Consider the following 19,220-nt stretch of genomic DNA (forward strand, 5'->3'; position numbering starts at 1 on the left):
ACGGACACAACCATGCTGCAGACCCTGGCCATCGCCCACTATCGCTCGCTGCACGGGCTGATACTGCCGCTGCAGCAGTTGAATGTGGTGACCGGCGACAATGGCAGTGGCAAGTCCAGCCTGTACCGCGCGCTGCGCCTGCTGGCAGAGACCGCGCAGGGCGGCGTCGCGGCGGTTCTGGCCCGCGAAGGTGGGCTCGGTTCGGCGCTGTGGGCGGGGCCGGAAAAAATGGACCGTCGGGTTGCTGCCGGCGAAATCCCCTTGCAGGGCGGCCCACGTCAGGAATCGGTGGGATTGAAGCTGGGCTTCACCACCGACGAGTTCGGCTATGCCATTGACCTGGGCTACCCACCGCCCAGCCGTTCGGCCTTCGCACTGGACCCGCAGATCAAGGCCGAGGCGATCTGGGCCGGGCCGTTCCTGCGCAGCGCCAACCTGCTGGTCGACCGACGTGGGGCAATGGTGCGGCAACGCCATGCGCGCGGTTGGGATCTGGTCGATGACCGGTTGTCGCTGTTCGACAGTCTGTTCACCCAGGTTGGCGATCCGCAGCGCATGCCGGAAACCATCGCCCTGCGCGAGTACATCCGTCGCTGGCGCTTCTACGACCATTTCCGCAGCGACGCCGATGCCCCGGCACGGCAACCGGCGATGGCCACGCGCACGCCGGTGCTGCATCACGACGGTCGCGATCTGGCGGCGGCCTGGGTGACCATCCTCGAGATCGGTGATCCGGGCGCACTGGCGCGCAGCGTGGAGGATGCGTTCCCGGGCGCCACGGTGGGGTTCGAGGAACTGGATGGCCGGCTGGCCCTGCGCTTCCACCAGCCGGGGCTGCTGCGGCCGTTGTCGATGGCCGAGCTGTCCGACGGCACGCTGCGCTTCCTGCTGCTGGCCGCGGCACTGCACACGCCGCGCCCGCCGCCGCTGCTGGTGCTCAACGAACCGGAGACCAGCCTGCATCCGGACCTGCTGCCGGCGCTGGCGCGGCTGATCATCGCGGCCAGTGCGCGCAGCCAGGTGTGGGTGGTCTCACACGCCAGCCGACTGATCGCAGCACTGGAGCAGGCGCCCGGCTGTCATTCGCTGCATCTGCACAAGGAACAGGGGCGCACGCTGTTGAGCGGGCAGGGCTTGCTGGATGCCCCGGCATGGCACTGGCCGCAGCGCTGACAAGGCGATTCGCACCCTGCGCGGATATGCTCAATCGGCGATGTTGCGTGCTTCCGACGTACCGAGAATCTCCGGGTGCTGCACCGGCTTGCGGCGGTTCAACAACGGATGCAGGAACACCGCGCCGACGATGATCGCCACGCCCAGGTAGAACCACGGCGTGACCTCGTGCTGCTCGCGCAGCAGCACCACTGCCAGCACCACCGCGTAGACCGGTTCCAGGTTGGTCACCAGCTGCACGGTGTAGGCGCTCAGGTGGCGTAGCGCGACCAAGGCCAGGGCGAACGGCAGCAGCGTGCAGAACCCGGCCAGTACCAGTAGCAGGATGCCGTCGTGCAGGTCCGGAACCACCCATAGTGGGCTGGCCAGCGCCGGCAGCAGGTAGGGCATCAGCGGTGCCAGCAGGGTCAGGGTGAGGGTGCCGGCGCCCAGCTCCAGTGCGGTGACTGTAAGCGGATCGGCGTGGCTGACCATGCGCTTGTTGAGCGAGCCGAACACCGCCACCAGCAGCGCCGATATCGCGCCGATCAACACACCCAGGCGCATGCCATCGGGCACGCCACCGACCACCAGTGCAACACCCGGCAGCACGGCCAGGCCGAAGGCGAGTTCACGCAGCTGGAACGGTCGCTTGGCTACCCACGGTTCGATGATCGAGGTGAATACCGGCGCCAGCGCGATGCAGGTGGCGGCCACCGAGGCGTTGGCCAGCTTCACCGCGCCGTAGAACGTCAGCCAGTGCAGGGCGACCAGCGCGCCGATGCCGGCGTAGCCCGCCACCAGGCGCAGTGGCAGGGTGCGCAATCCGCGCCAGACCCGCGGCAGCAGGGCCAGCATCGCTGTCACCAGCAGCATGCGCCACCAGACCAGCGGCAGCGCGGGCAGAGTGATCAGCTTGCCGAGGATGGCAGTGACGCCCCACAGCAGGACACAGAAGTGGATCTGCCACAGCGCTTTGCGGGTGTCGGGTGTGCTCATCCGCCTATTGTGAGGCAAGGCGGCGCCCGTCGCGCATCGGTCGTGCTATGCGCCGCCGTCCACGTGCCGCTGTAGCGCCATCGCCGCCGCAGGATTGCGCGCTTTGGCGGCGCCGATGCACAGCAGGTAGACCTCGCGCGGCTCTGACGGTGCCTGCCCGGCGAGGCAGGGCAGGTCGGCTACCGGCTCGCCGCGTGACCAGCGTCCTGCGCGCTCCGCCCAGCGCTGCTGCACGGGTGCCGGCAGGCCCTCGTTCAAGCGGGCCTGGCTGCGCTTGATCCTGGCGTAGACGAAGCCGGCACTGACATCGCCGTGTAGTGGCGCCTCGTCGCTGTCCTCGATCACCAGCGCCACGCCATGGCGGCGCGCGGCGGCGACCAGTGCCGGGCCATGTGCCTCGGCGTTGCGGACCTCCAGCGCATGCTGCAGCGGCACGCCGTCCAACTGCTTCGGCAGCTGTGCCATCAGTGCGTCCAGCGCTTCGGCATCGGCCGGATGGCGTGGGTCGAACTGCCACAGCAAGGGGCCGAGCCGGTCACCCAGCGCGAGCGCCGCCTGCAGGAACGGCGTTGCAGCCTCCACAGTGCTGGACAGGTCGCGGCGCTGCACCAGGTAGCGTGGCGCCTTCATCGAAAAACGGAAGCCGTCCGGCGTCTGCGCCGCCCATTGCGCGCACTGGGCGGCAGTGGGCGTGCGGTAGAAGGTGCCGTTGATCTCGATGCAGCGCAGCGCGCGGCTGGCATGGGCCAGTTCCTCGCGTTGCGGCAGGCCCGGCGGATAGAACATGCCACCGCGCCATTCGGGAAACACCCAGCCACCGATACCGCAGCGGATCGCGGCCTGCGTCGTTGCGGCCATCACTGGCCGTGGTCCGCGCGCCACGGATCGTAGCTGCCGAACCACCACATGTAACCTTCCGGGTCGGCACAGGCGTAGCCACGGCCACCGTAGTCCTGGTCGGCAATGTCGATGACGATGCGGGCACCGGCAGCCTTGGCCCGCGCATAGTGCGCATCGGCATCGGTGACGATCACGCAGGCGCTCTGCGTCTGGCGGCCGCCGACCTCGTCCGGCATCACCGCCAGCTTGGACCATTCGCCGCTACTGCTGCTCGAGCCGAGCATGATCATGCCGTTGCCGTATGTCAGCTGCGCATGGAACACCGTATCGCCGTCGGCATACACCGCCTGGACGTGAAAACCGAAGGCGCGTTGCAACCACTCGATGGCGGCCTGCGCGTCGCGGTAGCGCAGGCACGGAATGATGGTCGACCCGTTGCTCGGTTGTCCGTTCTCGCCCATGACACCCCTCCTATGGCACAGGGCAGGCTGCACCCGGGGCCGTTACCATCGCGCGAAACCCTGGTGACGGCCTGCACATGGCCGCCACCCCTGTTCGGAGATCGTGCTGGATGAAAACCTGGATTGGAGGAGCCGTGCTGCTGGCGTGCACGACCATGGCGAATGCTGCCACCCCGGCGCAGCTGCAGGACCTGGATGCCACCGTCGAGCGCGTGCGCGCACAGTTCGACGTGCCCGGCATTGCCGTGGCCGTGGTCAAGGATGGCCAGGTGGTGCTGGAACGCGGCTGGGGCGTGCGCGAGCAGGGCAAGCCGGAACCGGTGCAGGCCGATACGCTGTTCGCCATTGCTTCCAACACCAAGGCGTTCACCGCCACCTCGCTGAACCTGCTGGCCGAGGACGGCAAACTGAAGATGGACGACAAGGTGATCGACCACCTGCCGTCGTTCCGCATGTCCGATCCGTTCGTGACCGGGCAGATGACGATCCGCGACCTGCTGTCGCATCGCAGCGGGCTGAGCCTGGGCGCAGGTGACCTGCTGTTCTGGCCGACCACCTCCTACAGCAATGCCGAAGTGGTGGAGCGGCTGGGCAAGGTGCCGCTGAAGGGCGGTTTCCGCGAGAGCTATGCGTACGACAACATCCTGTACGCGGTTGCCCAGCAGGTGATCGAGCATGTCTCCGGCATGAGCTACCAGCAGTTCCTGCAGACCCGCATCTTCGACAAGGTGGGCATGGCCGGCACACGCTACAACGCCGATCACCTGAAGCCGGGCGACAAGGCCGCGGTCGGCCACGCCAAGTACGATTTCAAGGACCTGCGTACCGTTGCACCGCTGACCTGGTCGAACAATGCCGGCGCCGGTGGCATCTATTCCAGTGCGCACGACATGGCGCGCTGGATGCAGGTGCAGCTGGACGAAGGCAAGCTGGCCGATGGCACCGCGCTGTTCAGCGACAAGAGCCAGCAGCAGATGTGGCGGATGATCACGCCGCAGTCGATTCCGGCGCCGAGCGTGCCGGAGCTGGCGCCGGCGCGGGCCAACTTTGCCGGCTACGGCGAAGGCTGGAGCCTGAGCGACTACCGTGGCCGGAAGCTGGTCTGGCACACCGGTGGCTGGCCGGGCATGGTTTCGCGGCTGACCCTGGTGCCGGGCGAGAAGCTGGGCGTGGTGGTGCTGACCAACCAGGAAGTGGGCGCGGCGTTCAACGCGATCACCCTGAGCGTGCTTGATGCCTATCTGGGCGGCGAGAAGCACGACTGGGTGGATGCCTATGCCAAGGCCGTGGCCAAGGGCCAGGACAAGGCTGACGAGGCCTGGGCCAAGCACCAGAACGCGCGCGACAAGGGCAGCAAGCCATCGCTGGCACTGGCCGGCTACACCGGCACGTTCCGCGACCGCTGGTATGGCGACATGCAGATCAGCGCCCAGGGCAAGGGCCTGCGCCTGCGCTTCATGAAGACTGCACAGCTGAGCGGTCGGCTGGAGCACTGGCAGCACGACACCTTCATCGTGCGCTGGGACGACCGTTCGCTCAACGCCGACGCGTTCGTGAACTTCAGCCTGGATCCGGACGGCAAGGTGCGCGAGGTGCGCATGCAGTCGATCTCCGACCTGACCGATTTCAGCTTCGATTTCCAGGACCTGCTGTTCGCCCCGGTGAAATGACGTCGCCGGGCGTGGCCCGGCGCTGCCGTTTGACGAATCCCATCGGTAGTGCCGGCCGCTGGCCTGCAACCTGATGATCCCCGGAAGCGTCGCGAGGGGGCCGGCCAGCGTCCGGCACTACCGGAACCGCGGCGATCATCGGCTGGCGTACACACGCGGCGTGGGATACTCCGCCGGCTATTGATGGCGAGGGAATGCGATGTTCCGTTGGTTTGAATCCCTGATTCCGGTGTTCCCGCCCGTGGACGGGCGCATGCCGCCGCGCAAGGTGGTGCCGTTCTACCTGCACTACCTGCGCCCGGTGTGGCCGGTGCTGCTGGCCACCCTGATCGCCGGCCTGCTGCTGGCGCTGGTGGAAGTGGCAATGTTCGATTACCTGGGCCGCATCGTCGACATGGTCGCCGAGCAGCCGGGGGGCGATTTCTTCAAGCGCCATGCCAATGAGCTGGGCTGGATGCTGTTCATCACGGTCATCGCGCGGCCGATCCTGGTCGGCCTGCACAACCTGCTGGTCAACCAGGCCATCGTGCCTGGCCTGAGCAACCGCTCGCGCTGGCTGATGCACAACTACGTGGTGCGGCAGAGCCTGAACTTCTTCCAGAACGACTTCGCCGGCAGCGTGGCCAACCGGGTGATGCAGACCGGTACCTCGCTGCGCGAATCGGCAGTGCAGATGGTCGACTCGCTCTGGTACATCGTGGTCTACACCGGCACCGCGCTGTACCTGTTCGCGCAGGCCGACTGGCGCCTGATGGTGCCGTTGATCCTGTGGCTGCTGGCCTATGCAGTGATCCTGGCCTACTTCGTTCCGCGCGCGAAGGAACGCGCATGGATCGCCTCCGAAGCGCGTTCCAAGGCGATGGGCCGCATCGTTGATGGCTACACCAACATTCCCACGTTGAAGCTGTTCGCCCATGGCGGACGCGAGCAGGCCTATGTGGCCGAGTCGATCCAGGAACTGGCGGTCAAGCACCGTGCGCAGACCCGCATCACCACCGGCATGGACCTGACCATCGCCATCGTCAACGGTTTCCTGATTGCCGGTACCTGTGGGCTCGCGCTGTGGCTGTGGAACGGTGGCCACATCACTGTTGGCGCGATCACGCTGGCGACCGGCCTGGTGATCCGCATCCACAACATGTCCGGCTGGATCATGTGGACCATCAACGGCATCTTCGAGGACATCGGTACGGTGCAGGATGGCATCACTACCATCGCCCAGCCGCTGACCGTGCAGGACCGCGAGGATGCAGTGCCGTTGCAGGTGACCCGTGGTGGCGTGCACTTCCAGGACATCCACTTCCACTACGGCAAGAAGGGCGGTGTGATTGCCGGCCTCGATCTGGTGGTGAAGCCGGGCGAGAAGATCGGCCTGGTCGGTCCTTCCGGTGCCGGCAAGTCGACCCTGGTCAACGTGCTGCTGCGCCTGTACGACCTGGAAAGCGGCCGCATCCTGATCGACGATCAGGACATCGCCCATGTCACCCAGGAGAGCCTGCGCCAGCAGATCGGCGTGGTCACCCAGGACACCTCGCTGCTGCATCGCTCGATCCGCGACAACCTGCTGTATGGCCGCCCCGATGCCACTGACGAGCAGCTGCATGCCGCCGTGGCCAAGGCGCGCGCCGCAGCCTTCATCGATACGCTGGTGGACGGGCAGGGCCGGCGTGGCTACGACGCGCACGTGGGCGAGCGCGGCGTGAAGCTGTCCGGTGGTCAGCGCCAGCGCATCGCCATCGCCCGCGTGCTGCTGAAGGACGCACCGATCCTGGTGCTGGATGAGGCGACCTCGGCACTGGACTCGGAAGTGGAAGCGGCGATCCAGGACAGCCTGGACCAGCTGATGGGCGGCAAGACGGTGATCGCGATCGCGCACCGGCTGTCGACCATCGCACGCATGGACCGGCTGGTGGTGATGGACCAGGGCCGCATTGTCGAGACCGGCACCCATGCCGAGCTCATTACGGCCGGTGGCCTGTACGCGCGCTTGTGGGCGCGGCAGACCGGTGGTTTTGTGGCTGCAGACCAGTAGACCCACGCCATGCGTGGATGCATTCCCTGGGGTCGGAGGCCCGCATGATTCGTTCTCTACGCCCCCTGCTGCTGGCGCTGGTGCTGGCACTGGTCGCCACTGCCGCAGCCGCTGCATCGCCATCAGTGGAAGGCGAAGCCCTCGAGCAGGTCATCCTTCTCAGCCGCCACAACCTGCGCGCACCGGTGGTGGCATCGGGTGCGTTGGCCAATGCGACTCCGGAGCGCTGGCCGAGCTGGGACGTAGGCGCCGGCGAGCTGACCACCAAGGGCGGCGTGCTGGAGGTCTACATGGGCCGCTACATCGGCCAATGGCTGCGGCAGGCAAAGTTGATGCCGGCAACGGGCTGTCCGCAGCCGAGCGACTTCCACGCGCACGCCAACAGCCTGCAGCGCACCCAGGCGACCGCACAGTTCTTCGTTGCAGGTGCCTTCCCGGGCTGCCACGTGACGGTGGAACAGCGCATGCCGCTGGGCACGATGGATCCATTGTTCAATCCGGTGATCCACAACAGAGACACGCTCTTCCGCGAGCGTGCGCTGTCGGCGATGCAACAGGCGCAGGCCGCATCGGATCTGGCACCGGCGCTGGCGGCGGTGGAGGCGATCACCCGCTACCCGCAGTCGGCTGCATGCGCAGGCCGCAGCGAATGCCACCTGACGCCGGCCGATTCCATTTTCAGCGCAGAGCCGGGCAAAGAACCGCGTACTTCCGGTTCGCTGGCCCTGGCAAGCGGGTTGGTCGATGCCTTGTTGATGGAGCACTACCAGGGAAGTGGCATTCCCGGCGAAGGCTGGGGCCGATTGAACACGGAGGACCAATGGCAGGCGCTGGCGCAGGTCCGCAACCGCTACCAGGACATCCTGTTCGGAACACCCGAGGTGGCGCGTGACGTGGCTGCGCCGCTTTTGGCAAGAATAAACGGGCTGTTCGAAGATCCGGCGTCACCGAAGGTGAGCCTGCTGGTCGGCCACGATTCCAACATCGGTTCCGTGCTGGCGGCGCTGGGAATCACGGACTACACGTTGCCGGGCCAGTATGAGAAGACACCGATCGGCGGCCTGCTGCAGTTTGAACGCTGGCGTGATCGTGGGGCCGGCGAAGTGCGTTTCCGCCTGGCCTACGTCTACCCGACCACCGCGCAACTGCGAGATGCGCTGCCGTTGAGCGATGTACAGCCACCCGGTCGGGTGGAGCTCGCGCTTCCCGGGTGTGGGCAGAATGGATGCAGTGACGTGCAGTTCGAGCGCGTGCTGCATCGCGCGGTGAATTGAATGCCATCCACGCATGGCGTGGATCTACTGGCAGGCGGGTAGTAGATCCACGCCATGCGTGGATGGGTCCATCCCGGGACGCCGAACAGAAAACGGCCCGGGTTTCCCCGGGCCGTTCCGTTTCCAACTCACACCTGCGCGATCACTCGATCGGCTGGTCCAGCATCAGCTGGCGTGCGAAACGCACCGGCGGCGCGCCGTAGGACAGCATCTGGTCGTGATAGGCCTTGAGGTTGAACTTGTCGCCCAGCTTGTCCTGCATCGCCTTGCGGGTGTCGAAGTGTTCCTGCGCACCGACGAAGTAGGTCGGCAGCTGTGCCGAGGTCAGCTGCGCGCGCACCCACTTGCCCGAGGCTTCGCTCTCCTGCTGGAAGGCGTCGTGGGTCATCAGGTGCATCGCCTTCTCGCGATCCCAGTTGTCCACGTGTACGCCCTGGTCGAGGATCGCGTTGGAGATCGTGCGCAGGTAGAACTTCAGCTGCACCAGGTGGAACAGCGGGTCGTTGTTGAGGTAACCCTGCTCCTGCATCATCCGCTCGGTGTAGACCGCCCAGCCTTCGGCGAACAGGCCAGAACGCAGCACCGCACGCAGGGTGGAGGGGAACTTGGCCGAATGCCAGCCTTCCAGGTAATGGCCCGGAGTACCTTCGTGGATGCTCAGCAGGTGGATCATGCGCGAGTTGTACTCACGCAGGAACGAGTCGACCTGCTTGTCGTTCCAGTCGTCCGGAATCGGCGACACGGCGTAGAAGGTCTTCAGGTTCTTGTCCAGCGGGCCCGGCGAATCGCAGTAGGCCACGGCCACGCCACGCTGGAATTCCGGCATCAGGATGATGTCCACCGGCGCGTCGGGCAGGGTCATCAGATCGTGCTCGCGCACGAATGCGGTGGACTGCTCCAGTGCGGCCTTGGCATCGTCGACCACCTTGTCGCGCGCCGGCTTGTCGGCATAGGCCAGCTCCAGCGCGGCCTCGATCGCCTTCTGCTGCTGCTCGTCGGTCGGCTGTGACGGCATCTCCGGTGCGCCCGGCTTGTCCTTCAGCACGGTCTGCGCGATGCCGTACATGTCTTCGCGCACGCGCTTGAGTTCGGCGCGTGCTCGCTCACCGATCTCCTGGCGCGACAGCGACGAGTTCAGCGCGAATTTCAGCTTCTGGTCGTACTTTTCCGCACCGATGCGGAAGTCGCCCTTGGCGTTCGGCACCAGGGTCTTGTCCAGCCAGGTCTGCTGTTCGTCCACCGCCTTCTTCAGGCCATCGATGGCGGCCTGCAGGCGCTGCTGGTCGGCCTGCGGCAGTTCGCCGATGTGCGGGGTGATGAAGGTATCGACGATGCTGAGGATGCCCTTGTTCTGCTTGGCCACCGTCTCGGCATGGATCTTCGGCACGCGGGCCGGATCCAGGTTCTCGCGGGCCTGGGCGAAGATCGCCGGCAGCTTCTCCATGCGCGCGGTGGCCGACTTCAGGCGCTCGGGCAGCGGTGCGAACTCACGGGCCATCAGGCCGTAGATCGCGCTGCCGGCCACGCCGTTGTACAGCTGCGGGTCCCACTTGCCGGACTGCATGACCTCGGCATTCCAGATCTCGGACTGCAGCTGGTTGCGCAGGATCGCCGCGTCCACCTGGTTTTCGCGGCCGAGCTTGGCCACCTCGATCTTGTCCAGCTCGCCCAGCAGCGCCTTGTAGGCGGCCAGGGTCTTCTGCTGGCCGGCGGCGCTCAGGTCGTCGATCTCGCTGTCGTAGCGGTGGTCACCGATCTGGGTGGCGCTGACCGGCGAGAGCTGCATCCAGGTGTCCAGGGCGCGCTTGGACAGGTCGGCGAAGGCGGCATCAACCGCCGCGTCACCGGCCTGCTGGCTGGCGGCCGGGGTGGAACCGTTGGTCGGGGCGTCGGCCGGCTGGCAACCGGCAAGGGCGGCGACCAGGGCGAGGGCAAGAAGATGCGGGCGCATCGGCGTTCCTGTACTGGGGTCAATTCCCGAGCATAGGCCTCCGGGGCTGCTTTGTCCCCGTGCCATAGGATTACCATGGGCACTGACAAGGACCCTCCAGCGGAGCGCAGGACATGGAATACCAGGGAAGCTGCCATTGCGGCAGGATCGCATTCACCGTACAGGCCGAGGCGCCGATCAGCGACGTCATCGACTGCAACTGCTCGATGTGCCGTCGCCGCGGCAGCCTGCTGTGGTTTGCCCCGCGCGAGGCGTTCCAGCTGAGCACCAATCCCGCGGACGTGGCCACCTACCACTTCAACAAAGCCCACATCGATCATCACCACTGCCGCGAGTGCGGCGTTGCCCCCTACAGCGAAGCGGTGGACCCGCGCACCGGTACGCCGATGGTGGCGGTGAACGTGCGCTGCGTACCGCAGGTAGACCTGGCCACGCTGGCGGTGATGTCCTACGACGGAGCGGCACTGTGACGCCGCTGCGCGCGTGGACGCGTGTGGTGGCAATGCCGGTGCTGCTGCTGGCGCTGGCGGCCTGTGCCAAGAACGGCGAGAGGGCGCAGGAGGCGGGTGCGGCCGCTGCCGATGCTGCTGTCGCTTCGCCGGAAGGTGCGTTCCTGGCCTACGAGCATGACGTGCAGATCCAGCTGGAAGCGGCGCAGATTGCACCGCGCATCCAGCAGGTGGCGCAGGCCTGCCAGAGCGCGAAGTTCGGTGACTGCGCGGTGCTGCAGGTCGACCAGCGCAGTGGCGAGCAGCCCAGCGGCGAGGTCAAGGTGCGCATTGCGCCGAAGGGCACCGAGCCGTTGATCGCTCTGGCCGGTGAGGGGGGCACGCTGCAGTCGCGCAATACGCGCGCCGAGGACCTGGCGCAGGAGGTAGCAGACACCGCACTGACCAAGGCGCGGCTGGAGAAGGAACATGCGCGGCTGCTGTCCTACCAGGACCGCAAGGACCTGAAGATCGAAGACCTGATGGCGATCACCACGCGCCTGTCGGAGATCGAAGCGGGCGTCGAGCAGGCCAACAAGGATGCCGCCCAGCAGCGCCGGCGCATCGATACCCAGCTGGTGACGATGCACTTCGACACCACCTCGGGCCAGCGCAGCCGCAGCGAGATCGGTGAGGCGCTGAGCGAATCGGGCAGCATCCTCAGCACCAGTATTGCGTTCCTGATCCGCGCCGCGGCCGCGTTGCTGCCGGTAGCGGTGCTGGCGTTGATCGCGGCCTGGGGGGTGCGGGCGTGGTGGCGTCGCCGCCGTCGCACGCTGCCGCCCACCCTTTGAGGACAAGGTTGATGCCGGCAGCCAGCCGGCATCAGCCCTCGTCGGTCTCGTACTCGACGAACACATCCAGCTCCAGCGCCAGTTCCTGCACCGCATCGCGCACCTTCTGCGCGGTGCTTTCGTTGCCGACTTCCACCTCCAGTTCGTGGATGCCCGGGCCGATGTCATCGGACAGCCCGGCAGAACTGGAATCGTCGTCGTCCATGTGCGGCATCAGGTCGTCGGTTTCCTCGACATGTTCGATGCCGTCCAGGCCGAGCAGCAGGTCGCTGATGGCACGGGCGTCGTCTTCGGTTCCGGTGATGCGCAGTCGCAGCATGGCCATGGCGTCGATACGGTGTGGGGTTGCCTGCAGCCTAGCCAGCGTGAAGCAAAGAACGGGTGAGGGCGCAGTCAGCCGTGCGTGGCCGGGCGCCCGAGCAGGCTTTCCGGCAACGCGGGAATCGGCGTGCGTTCGTCCTGCGCCTGCTCCAGCAACCAGTCGATGAACAGGCGCGCGGCGTGGCTCGGCGGTTGCCCTTCGGCATGCACCACGTGATACGCGTAGCGCGCCTTCAGCGCCGGGCCAGGCAGGCGTACCACCTCGTAGCGCTGCAGGTAGGGCTGCGCGATATGGGTACGTGCCAGCACCGTGCCCATGCCGTACACCGCGGCACGCATCGCATCGGTACTGTCGGCGAAGGTGTGCATCGGCGGCAGTGGCGAGGGTGGGCGCACGCCGGCATGGCGGAACCAGTCACGCCAGCCCTGCGGCGACAGATCGGTCAGCAGCGGCAGGTCGGCGATGCGCGCCGGATCGACCAGCGTTTCGACCCCGGCCAGCGCCGGCGAGGCCACCGGGAACAGGTAGTCATCCATCAGGTGCTGTGCACGCAGGCCTGGCCACTGGCCCAGGCCATAGCGTATGCCGACCTCCGGACCGTTGTCGTCGTAGCGGTCCAGACCGCTGCCCGTGTGCAGTTCGATGCGGATGTGCGGATGGGCCTGGGTGAAGCGTGGCAGCCGTGGCAACAGCCAGCAGTAGGACAGCGAGCGCAGCGTGGTGATCCGCAGCGGCACGCTGTCGGCATCCGGCTGCAGATGATGGGCGACGGCCGCGACATCGGAGAAGGCGGCGCTGGCGGCGTCGGCCAGCTGCCGGCCCTCGGCAGTCAGGCGCACGCCGCGGGCGTGGCGCAGGAACAGCCGGGTTTCCAGCACCTCCTCCAGCCGGCGCACATGGTGGCTGACCGCGCTGGCGGTCAGGTGCAGCTCCTGGGCGGCCTGGGCGAAGTTCTGGTGGCGCGCTGCAACCGCGAACACGGCCAGTGCGGGGAGCAGGGAAGGGCGTAGCTGCATGTCCAGCCTCAAACCATATTTGTGGCTGGCAGCGATACTACGCGCTTGTACGGCGGGCGTCTGCGCCCGATCCTGTCTGCCTTGGCGAGGAACAGACGATGGACGGAGGCAGGGCATGAATGCGGTCCCACAGGCGGCCGAGCGCGACTGGCGCACGCCGCTGGAATTGACCCTGCTGGGCGCCATCTGGGGCTGCTCGTTCCTGTTCATGCGGGTGGCGGTGCCGTCGTTCGGCCCGTTCGCGCTGGTCGAGGTGCGGCTGGTGCTGGGCGCGCTGGTGCTGCTGCCGTTCCTGTGGCGCGCCCGCGCGCAGTTCCGCCGCGGCGCTGGCTGTGGCTGGCACCGATCGGCCTGATCAACTCGGCGCTGCCGTTCGTGCTGTTCGCCTATGCCGCCGAACAGGCACCGGCCGCGATCGGTGCGATCTGCAATGCGATGACCGTGCTGTTCGCCGCGCTGATCGCTTTCCTGTTCTTCGGTGAAAAGATCGGCATGCGCCGTGCCGGTGCGCTGCTGGTCGGCTTCGCCGGCGTGGTGGTGCTGGCCACCGCCAAGGTCTCTGGCCTGAGCATCGGCACCGCGGTGCTGGCCGGTGCGGCGGCCTCGCTGCTGTACGGCCTGGGCGTGAACCTGGTGAAGCGACACATGACCGGGCTGCCGTCGGCGGCCGCTGCGGCAGCAACGCTGTCCTGCGCTTCGCTGTGGATGCTGCCGATGGCGGTCAGCCATTGGCCGCAGGCGGCGATTCCGGCCAAGGCCTGGGGCGCAGCGATCGCGCTTGGCGTGGCCTGCACCGGGCTGGCGTTCCTGATGTTCTATCGTTTGATCGGCCGTATCGGCCCGTCGCGTGCATCCACGGTGACCTACCTGATTCCGCTGTTTGGTGCGGCCTTCGCGTGGTTGTTCCTGGGCGAGCCGGTGACGCTGCAGATGCTGATTGCCGGTGCGTTGATTCTGGGTAGCGTGGCGGTGAGTCAGAAGGGTTGAGGTGTTTTGCACGTGGCGCGTGCTGAAGGCGCTTCATTGTTCATGGGCGTTACTTTTCTTTGTACGCAAAGAAAAGTAACCAAAAGAAACGTTCCGCCGGTCACGAGCCGATGCTGCGCATCGGTGCCCTGCGCTCCTCGGCCCGTCGAGGGACGGCGCGGGAACTCGCTGCGCTCAGACACCCGCGCCTCTTCGCCCTCGCCGGACCTGCGGTGCTCGGCTCGCTCAAGGCGGACCCAGATCAAAGGCCACAGCTGCACCCAGTAGATCCACGCCATGCGTGGATGCTTTTGCGGTTGATCTTGACCTTCCAGTCCGCCTTGAGCGAGCCGAGCATCGCAGGGGAATCAGGGGCGAAGAGGTGCCGATGTCTGAGCGCAGCGAGTTCGGCACCGCCCCCTGATTCACCGAGAAGCGCAGGGGACCGGCGTGCGAAGCACGGCGGCTCGCGACCTGGCGGCGCGTTTCTTTTGGTTACTTTTCTTTTCGCGCGAAAAGAAAAGTGACGCCCATGAACGATGAAGCACCTTCAGCACGCGCCACGCGCAGAACCCGCGACGGCGTTACTTCACCGGCACCGGAACATTGCAAAGATCGATATGCCCCGCCGGGCGCTTGTAGAAATCATCCACGCGATTCCGCCGCGCTTCCACCGTATCGGCGAAGGTCTTCGAGTCGGTACGCAGTACCTGGATCGGCGTGCGCTCGGCCACCGGCACATCGCTGGCACGGCGGATCGACACGATCGGCGTACGCAGCTTCGGGTCGGTGTAGAAGCCCATCGGCGCCGGGCCGCGCGGGGTCGCGCTGAGCAGCTCCATGCCCTTCAGCACGCGGCCGACCAGGGTGATGTTGCGGTCCAGCTGGCGCGGCGACTGGCCGGTCACCACGTACAGTTCGGCACCGATGCTGCTGTCTTCCTCGTTGCTGCGGCCAGCGCCGAGCATGCCGTAGCAATGCGCCAGCCAGGCCTTGCCGGCCTGCGGGTCCTGGCCGACCGGGAAGCCGTCGACGAAACCGGTCTGCGCGGCCCAGCCATCGCGATCCGGCAGCACGCTGACCTTCAGGCCGGCGCTGGCGCGTTCGAATTCGGCCGGCAGCTTGCGTTCGGCGCTACCGAACGGCTTGGCCTTGGCCGCATCATCGGCGTCGGCATCGCCGAACTGCACCACGAAGTTGTCCTGCGAGCGGTAGATGCTGGTGCCGTCCCAGAAGTGCTCGCGGGCGAAGGTCTGGATGTTGGCGACATGGCGCGGAGCGAACTGCGGCGCCAGCTCGATGATCACCCGCCCGGCCGGCAGGTCCATGTACAGCAGGTTGGCCGGGTCCGGCGTGCGCCAGTCGCTGGCCGCCGAGGCATCGAGGATCTGCTGCGGGCTGCGGTAGGGCGTGGCCGCGCTGGCCATGACGGGCAGCAGGCAGGACAGGGCGAGGGCGGTCAGGGCAAGGCGACGACGGTGCGGCATGGGATCCCCGGAACATGAACGAGGCTTCGATTCTGCGTGAGCGGCCCGGCCACGCCAACCGGCAGAGTGACTAACGACACATTCGCTATACCGAACTTCACACTACTGTGGACTTCAACGTAGTGGAGGGCCGGTCATGTCCGAGGACGATGTCCAGCTGAAGAAGTTCCAGAAGGAACTCAGCGCTGGAACGGTGTCGCTGGCCCTGCTGGCGGTGCTGGCCCGGGCTGGGGAGCCGCTGTACGGCTACCTGATCGCCAAGGAGCTGGAGCGGGTGGGCGAGGGCGTGCTGAGCGGCAAGCAGAGCGCGCTGTACCCGGTGCTGCGCAATCTGGAGGGCGCCGGCCTGCTGGAAAGCCATGTGGAGCCGTCCAGCAGCGGGCCGCCGCGGCGCTACTACCGCATCAATGAACGTGGCCGCGAGGTGCTGGCGCAATGGCGCCAAGCCTGGCAGGCCACACGCGATTCCGTCGATTCCGTGTTGGAGGGGGTACCGCAATGAACGACCCGAGCCTGGCAGGCCGAGCCCTGCCCACGACCATCCCGCAGTACCTGGCGCAGCTGCGCGCGTCATTGGAAGGCGCCGACCCGGCGATGGTGCAGGACGCGCTGTACGACGCCGAGGAATACCTGCGCTCGGAGCTGGCGGCGCAGCCCGGCCGCAGCGAGGCCGAGGTGATCGCCGACGTTGCCGGCAGCTACGGTGCGCCGGACGAGGTAGCCGAAATCTACCGCGAGACCGAAGTGACGGTGAATCGCGCGCTGCGTACACCGCGTGCGGATACCGCACCGGTGCTGCGTGCGGCGGCGGAAGCCAGTGGTGTCGAGCCGGCCGCGCCGCCACCAGCGCCGGTACAGCGCTCGCTGCTGGCCCGCTTCTTCGGCGTGGTGGCCGATCCGCACACTTACGGTGCGCTGTTCTACATGCTGCTGTCACTGGCCACCGGCATCTTCTTCTTCACCTGGGTGGTGACCGGCCTGTCGCTGTCGCTGGGCCTGCTGATCCTGATCATCGGCATCCCGCTGACCGTGCTGTTCTTCGGTTCGGTGCGCGGGCTGGCGCTGCTGGAAGGGCGGCTGGTGGAAGCGCTGCTGGGCGAGCGCATGCCACGTCGTCCGCGTTACACCGACCGCAGCCGCACCTGGCTGCAGCGCATCGGCGACATGTTCACCGATGGCCGCACCTGGCTGACGCTGCTGTACTTCGTGCTGATGCTGCCGCTGGGCGTCATCTACTTCACCATCGCGGTGACGCTGCTGTCGCTGTCGCTGAGCCTGATCTGGGCGCCGGTCGCGGCGATCTTCAGTGGCGACATCCCCGGCGTGTACATCAACGACGTGAACGTACTGCCGATGGCGGCCTCGCCGCTGGTGGCAATCGCGGTTGCCGCGGCGGGGGCGCTGCTGCTGCTGCTGACGATGCATCTGGCACGCGGCATCGGCAAGCTGCATGGGCTGATCGCCAAGAACCTGCTCGTGCGGCTGTAAGCGGGTGCGGACGCTCCGGTAGGTGCCAACCTTGGTTGGCACGATCCATCAGTGCAGGGGCGCTTGGCGGAATTCGCTTTGGTAGGTGCCAACCTTGGTCGGCACAATCCTTCAGATACCGGGATTCAGGGTAGAGCGCCAACCAAGGTTGGCATCTATCAGGGCGTACCGACCAAGGTCGGCACCCACCCTGGGCGAGTTACCCCGCCTTTCGCCGCAACGGGGTGACGTTGCTCTTCTTCTTCGTGACCTTCGCCGCCGGTGCTTCGGCATGCGCGGCGAAGAAGTCGCGCACCTTCGGGTACACGACTTCGCGCCAGCGACGGCCGCTGAAGATGCCGTAGTGGCCGGCACCTTCGACGATGAAATGCTCACGGCGGCCAGCGTCGATGCCGGTGCACAGCGCCTGCGCGGCTTCGGTCTGGCCGAGGCCGGCGATGTCGTCCAGCTCACCCTCGATGCTCAGCAGCGCGGTGTCGCGGATCGCCGACGGATCGACCTTCTCACCGTTGACCACCCACTCGCCACGCGGCAGCAGGAAGTCCTGGAACACCACGCGGATGGTATCCAGGTAGTACTTGGCCGGCATGTCCAGCACCGCGTTGTACTCGTCGTAGAAACGACGGTGCGCGTCGGCGTCTTCCAGGTCGCCCTTGACCAGGTCGGTGTAGAAATCCCAGTGCGAGCTGAAGTGGCGGCTCGGGTTCATCGACAGGAACCCGGCGTGCTGCAGGAAGCCCGGGTACACGCGGCGGCCGGCGCCGGGATAGCTGGCCGGCACGGTGTGGATGACGTTGTTCTCGAACCACGACAGCGGGTTCTGCGTGGCCAGGTTGTTCACTGCAGTCGGGCTGCAGCGCGCGTCGATCGGGCCACCCATCATCACCAGCGTGCGCGGCGTCGGCTCGCCACGGCTGGCCATCAGCGAAACCGCCGCCAGCACCGGTACGGTCGGCTGGCACACGCTGACCACGTGCAGGCGCTCCACGCCGAGGTGGCGGATGAACTCCTGGATGTAGGCGATGTAGTCGTCCAGGCCGAACTCGCCTTCGCTGGCCGGCACCATGCGCGCGTCGACCCAGTCGGTCACATACACGCGGTGGTCGCGCAGCAGCGTGCGCACGGTGTCGCGCAGCAGCGTGGCGTGGTGGCCGGACAGCGGCGCCACCACCAGCACGAACGGCTGGTTGAGCATGGTGTGCAGCTGGTCGGCTTCATTGCTGTGGCGCTTGAAGCGCAGCAGCTTGCAGAACGGCTTGCTCACTTCCTCGTGCACGACGATCGGCACGCGCTCGCCATCGACGTCGATTTCGTTGATGCCCCACTCGGGCTTCTCGTAATCCTTGCCGATGCGATGGAAGAGTTCATTGACCGCCGCCAGGCGATCAGCGCCGGGCATCTGCGACCACCAGTGGCCCTGGTTGGCGAAGAACCTGGCGTTGGCCTGGGCCTGGTGCACCCAGGGGGCGAGCAGGTTGCGGGTCAGTTCGTGCAGTTGATAGAGCATGACGACCGAATATGTATGGTCATATGTTGCCGCGCAGCATATCCCATCCGGGTGTCCCGCAGGTTAAGTTGGCTGAAAATAATGAATCCGGATTCACATCCGTTCCAGCGCGGCCGCATCGCCTGCCGGGGCGGGGCCGAGCCAGCAATGCGACCCTACCGGCTGCAGACCGTGCCGGGCCAGCGTCCGCCGGTACCAGCGCGCCGGGCGGGCCTGGAAACCCTCGTGGTCGCCCTCGAACGCGTCCTCGGCGGCGAAGGTCTCCAGGAAGGCCACGCCGCCTGTCAGCTCCGCCACGCCGGCCAGTCCGGCACGCAGCTCACGGTCGGGCACGTAGTGCATCACGTCCGAGCAGATCAGCAGGTCGACCGGGGCGCAGGGCCGCAGCCAGGCGAAATCACCGAAGCGGGCCAGGTGCAGGTTGCGGGTGCGGCCGTAGCGGCGCACAGCGTACTCGCTGCTGTCGAAGCCGAGGTATTCGACCTTCGGACGCAGCTTCAGCAGCGGCGCGCGCCAGGCGCCTTCGCCGCAGCCGATATCCAGCACGCTGCGGATCGGTCGCTCCAGGTAGTACTCGGCGCTGGCCACAGCCAATGCCACCTTGCGTGCCAGGCGGGCGCTGCCACCGATGTCGGCGCTGCGGTACCAGCGTTGGAAGTAGGCGGCGTCGTAGGTCTTGTCCATGGGGCGGTCGCAGTGGTGAAAACGGCGCTTATCGTACGGCGTTGCGGCGTGCCATGCGTCGATGTGTCGCGGCGCTGGGGCGTGGGGTG

The 19,220-nt window shown here is 66.8% G+C and carries 18 protein-coding genes and 1 pseudogene; 9 read left to right on the forward strand and 10 right to left on the reverse strand.

The annotated features are described in order from the left end of the window. Positions 1-12 precede the first annotated feature (12 nt). The gene (locus ACZK3W_RS07155; protein WP_134951490.1) at positions 13-1,173 is read left to right on the forward strand and encodes an AAA family ATPase; all 1,161 of its coding nucleotides are present in this window, start codon (positions 13-15) and stop codon (positions 1,171-1,173) included. A 30-nt stretch (positions 1,174-1,203) separates the two neighbouring features. Here the strand turns inward: ACZK3W_RS07155 and ACZK3W_RS07160 are convergent, their stop codons facing one another. From ACZK3W_RS07160 to ACZK3W_RS07170, 3 genes are read right to left on the reverse strand one after another with little or no spacing between them, the layout of a single operon-like run. Continuing rightward, positions 1,204-2,151, reverse strand: coding sequence for a DMT family transporter (locus ACZK3W_RS07160; protein ID WP_049461762.1), 948 nt, complete (start codon positions 2,149-2,151; stop codon positions 1,204-1,206). A gap of 45 nt (positions 2,152-2,196) precedes the next feature. Continuing rightward, on the reverse strand, positions 2,197-3,009 hold the full coding sequence (locus ACZK3W_RS07165; protein WP_125893806.1) for a DUF72 domain-containing protein: 813 nt from the start codon (positions 3,007-3,009) through the stop codon (positions 2,197-2,199). Next, entirely contained in the window at positions 3,009-3,452 is a 444-nt protein-coding gene (locus tag ACZK3W_RS07170; RefSeq protein ID WP_012510493.1) for a VOC family protein, read from the reverse strand. The genes ACZK3W_RS07165 and ACZK3W_RS07170 overlap by 1 nt, the downstream gene beginning before the upstream one ends. 110 nt (positions 3,453-3,562) lie before the next feature. On the opposite strand from ACZK3W_RS07170, the gene ACZK3W_RS07175 reads away from it, so the two are divergent. The 3 genes from ACZK3W_RS07175 (at position 3,563) to agp (ending at position 8,428) form a co-directional block, all read left to right on the forward strand. Next, positions 3,563-5,122 (forward strand): serine hydrolase, encoded by a 1,560-nt coding sequence (locus tag ACZK3W_RS07175; RefSeq protein ID WP_180838103.1) that lies wholly within the window; start codon positions 3,563-3,565, stop codon positions 5,120-5,122. Between the two features lie 199 nt (positions 5,123-5,321). Further along, positions 5,322-7,154 (forward strand): multidrug efflux ABC transporter SmrA, encoded by a 1,833-nt coding sequence (smrA, locus tag ACZK3W_RS07180; RefSeq protein WP_180838104.1) that lies wholly within the window; start codon positions 5,322-5,324, stop codon positions 7,152-7,154. A 44-nt stretch (positions 7,155-7,198) separates the two neighbouring features. Next, entirely contained in the window at positions 7,199-8,428 is a 1,230-nt protein-coding gene (gene agp, locus ACZK3W_RS07185; protein WP_125893815.1) for a bifunctional glucose-1-phosphatase/inositol phosphatase, read from the forward strand. Between the two features lie 142 nt (positions 8,429-8,570). Here agp and ACZK3W_RS07190 read toward each other — a convergent pair whose 3' ends face one another. Then, the gene (locus ACZK3W_RS07190; RefSeq protein WP_180838106.1) at positions 8,571-10,379 is read right to left on the reverse strand and encodes a DUF885 domain-containing protein; all 1,809 of its coding nucleotides are present in this window, start codon (positions 10,377-10,379) and stop codon (positions 8,571-8,573) included. Positions 10,380-10,492: 113 nt separating this feature from the next. Between ACZK3W_RS07190 and ACZK3W_RS07195 the strand changes: the two genes are divergently transcribed. Both ACZK3W_RS07195 and ACZK3W_RS07200 read left to right on the forward strand, forming a co-directional pair. After that, positions 10,493-10,849 (forward strand): GFA family protein, encoded by a 357-nt coding sequence (locus ACZK3W_RS07195; protein WP_046983156.1) that lies wholly within the window; start codon positions 10,493-10,495, stop codon positions 10,847-10,849. Between the two features lie 32 nt (positions 10,850-10,881). Continuing rightward, the gene (locus ACZK3W_RS07200) at positions 10,882-11,661 is read left to right on the forward strand and encodes a DUF4349 domain-containing protein (RefSeq protein WP_293791430.1); all 780 of its coding nucleotides are present in this window, start codon (positions 10,882-10,884) and stop codon (positions 11,659-11,661) included. A gap of 31 nt (positions 11,662-11,692) precedes the next feature. On the opposite strand, the gene ACZK3W_RS07205 is transcribed toward ACZK3W_RS07200, so the two are convergent. Beyond that, positions 11,693-11,986 carry a hypothetical protein gene (locus ACZK3W_RS07205; protein ID WP_005415831.1) on the reverse strand — a complete coding sequence of 98 codons (294 nt, stop codon included), beginning with the start codon at positions 11,984-11,986 and terminating at the stop codon, positions 11,693-11,695. 68 nt (positions 11,987-12,054) lie between these two features. After that, complete coding sequence (locus tag ACZK3W_RS07210) at positions 12,055-12,999, reverse strand: LysR substrate-binding domain-containing protein (protein ID WP_125893819.1); 945 nt, start codon at positions 12,997-12,999, stop codon at positions 12,055-12,057. Positions 13,000-13,114: 115 nt separating this feature from the next. Between ACZK3W_RS07210 and ACZK3W_RS07215 the strand changes: the two are divergent. Then, a pseudogene (locus ACZK3W_RS07215) lies at positions 13,115-13,986 on the forward strand (DMT family transporter). Here ACZK3W_RS07215 and ACZK3W_RS07220 read toward each other — a convergent pair. Together ACZK3W_RS07220 and ACZK3W_RS07225 are read right to left on the reverse strand one after the other, a co-directional pair. Further along, positions 13,974-14,264, reverse strand: coding sequence for a hypothetical protein (locus ACZK3W_RS07220; RefSeq protein ID WP_153856883.1), 291 nt, complete (start codon positions 14,262-14,264; stop codon positions 13,974-13,976). The pseudogene ACZK3W_RS07215 and the gene ACZK3W_RS07220 overlap by 13 nt on opposite strands. Before the next feature lie 285 nt (positions 14,265-14,549). Continuing rightward, entirely contained in the window at positions 14,550-15,452 is a 903-nt protein-coding gene (locus ACZK3W_RS07225) for a peptidylprolyl isomerase (RefSeq protein WP_478450610.1), read from the reverse strand. A gap of 136 nt (positions 15,453-15,588) precedes the next feature. Between ACZK3W_RS07225 and ACZK3W_RS07230 the strand changes: the two genes are divergently transcribed. Then, positions 15,589-15,954: a PadR family transcriptional regulator gene (locus tag ACZK3W_RS07230; RefSeq protein ID WP_032128337.1), complete on the forward strand. Its 366-nt coding sequence runs from the start codon at positions 15,589-15,591 to the stop codon at positions 15,952-15,954. After that, positions 15,951-16,940, forward strand: a complete 990-nt coding sequence (locus ACZK3W_RS07235; protein WP_478450611.1) for a sensor domain-containing protein — start codon at positions 15,951-15,953, stop codon at positions 16,938-16,940. The genes ACZK3W_RS07230 and ACZK3W_RS07235 overlap by 4 nt, the downstream gene beginning before the upstream one ends. Before the next feature lie 199 nt (positions 16,941-17,139). Here the strand turns inward: ACZK3W_RS07235 and ACZK3W_RS07240 are convergent, their stop codons facing one another. Then, complete coding sequence (locus ACZK3W_RS07240; protein ID WP_049461547.1) at positions 17,140-18,447, reverse strand: polyhydroxyalkanoate depolymerase; 1,308 nt, start codon at positions 18,445-18,447, stop codon at positions 17,140-17,142. A gap of 93 nt (positions 18,448-18,540) precedes the next feature. Beyond that, positions 18,541-19,131 carry a class I SAM-dependent DNA methyltransferase gene (locus ACZK3W_RS07245; protein ID WP_293791161.1) on the reverse strand — a complete coding sequence of 197 codons (591 nt, stop codon included), beginning with the start codon at positions 19,129-19,131 and terminating at the stop codon, positions 18,541-18,543. Positions 19,132-19,220: the final 89 nt, after the last annotated feature.

It is taken from the genome of Stenotrophomonas sp. 80084_Sma (genome assembly GCF_056481995.1).

Excerpts from the sequence above, each read along its gene's own strand:
- ACZK3W_RS07155 (WP_134951490.1), top strand. The coding sequence starts at position 13 with ATGCTGCAGACCCTGGCCATCGCCCACTATCGCTCGCTGCACGGGCTG.
- ACZK3W_RS07160 (WP_049461762.1), bottom strand. The coding sequence starts at position 2,151 with ATGAGCACACCCGACACCCGCAAAGCGCTGTGGCAGATCCACTTCTGT.
- ACZK3W_RS07165 (WP_125893806.1), bottom strand. The coding sequence starts at position 3,009 with ATGGCCGCAACGACGCAGGCCGCGATCCGCTGCGGTATCGGTGGCTGG.
- ACZK3W_RS07170 (WP_012510493.1), bottom strand. The coding sequence starts at position 3,452 with ATGGGCGAGAACGGACAACCGAGCAACGGGTCGACCATCATTCCGTGC.
- ACZK3W_RS07175 (WP_180838103.1), top strand. The coding sequence starts at position 3,563 with ATGAAAACCTGGATTGGAGGAGCCGTGCTGCTGGCGTGCACGACCATG.
- smrA (WP_180838104.1), top strand. The coding sequence starts at position 5,322 with ATGTTCCGTTGGTTTGAATCCCTGATTCCGGTGTTCCCGCCCGTGGAC.
- agp (WP_125893815.1), top strand. The coding sequence starts at position 7,199 with ATGATTCGTTCTCTACGCCCCCTGCTGCTGGCGCTGGTGCTGGCACTG.
- ACZK3W_RS07190 (WP_180838106.1), bottom strand. The coding sequence starts at position 10,379 with ATGCGCCCGCATCTTCTTGCCCTCGCCCTGGTCGCCGCCCTTGCCGGT.
- ACZK3W_RS07195 (WP_046983156.1), top strand. The coding sequence starts at position 10,493 with ATGGAATACCAGGGAAGCTGCCATTGCGGCAGGATCGCATTCACCGTA.
- ACZK3W_RS07200 (WP_293791430.1), top strand. The coding sequence starts at position 10,882 with ATGCCGGTGCTGCTGCTGGCGCTGGCGGCCTGTGCCAAGAACGGCGAG.
- ACZK3W_RS07205 (WP_005415831.1), bottom strand. The coding sequence starts at position 11,986 with ATGGCCATGCTGCGACTGCGCATCACCGGAACCGAAGACGACGCCCGT.
- ACZK3W_RS07210 (WP_125893819.1), bottom strand. The coding sequence starts at position 12,999 with ATGCAGCTACGCCCTTCCCTGCTCCCCGCACTGGCCGTGTTCGCGGTT.
- ACZK3W_RS07220 (WP_153856883.1), bottom strand. The coding sequence starts at position 14,264 with ATGGCGTGGATCTACTGGGTGCAGCTGTGGCCTTTGATCTGGGTCCGC.
- ACZK3W_RS07225 (WP_478450610.1), bottom strand. The coding sequence starts at position 15,452 with ATGCCGCACCGTCGTCGCCTTGCCCTGACCGCCCTCGCCCTGTCCTGC.
- ACZK3W_RS07230 (WP_032128337.1), top strand. The coding sequence starts at position 15,589 with ATGTCCGAGGACGATGTCCAGCTGAAGAAGTTCCAGAAGGAACTCAGC.
- ACZK3W_RS07235 (WP_478450611.1), top strand. The coding sequence starts at position 15,951 with ATGAACGACCCGAGCCTGGCAGGCCGAGCCCTGCCCACGACCATCCCG.
- ACZK3W_RS07240 (WP_049461547.1), bottom strand. The coding sequence starts at position 18,447 with ATGCTCTATCAACTGCACGAACTGACCCGCAACCTGCTCGCCCCCTGG.
- ACZK3W_RS07245 (WP_293791161.1), bottom strand. The coding sequence starts at position 19,131 with ATGGACAAGACCTACGACGCCGCCTACTTCCAACGCTGGTACCGCAGC.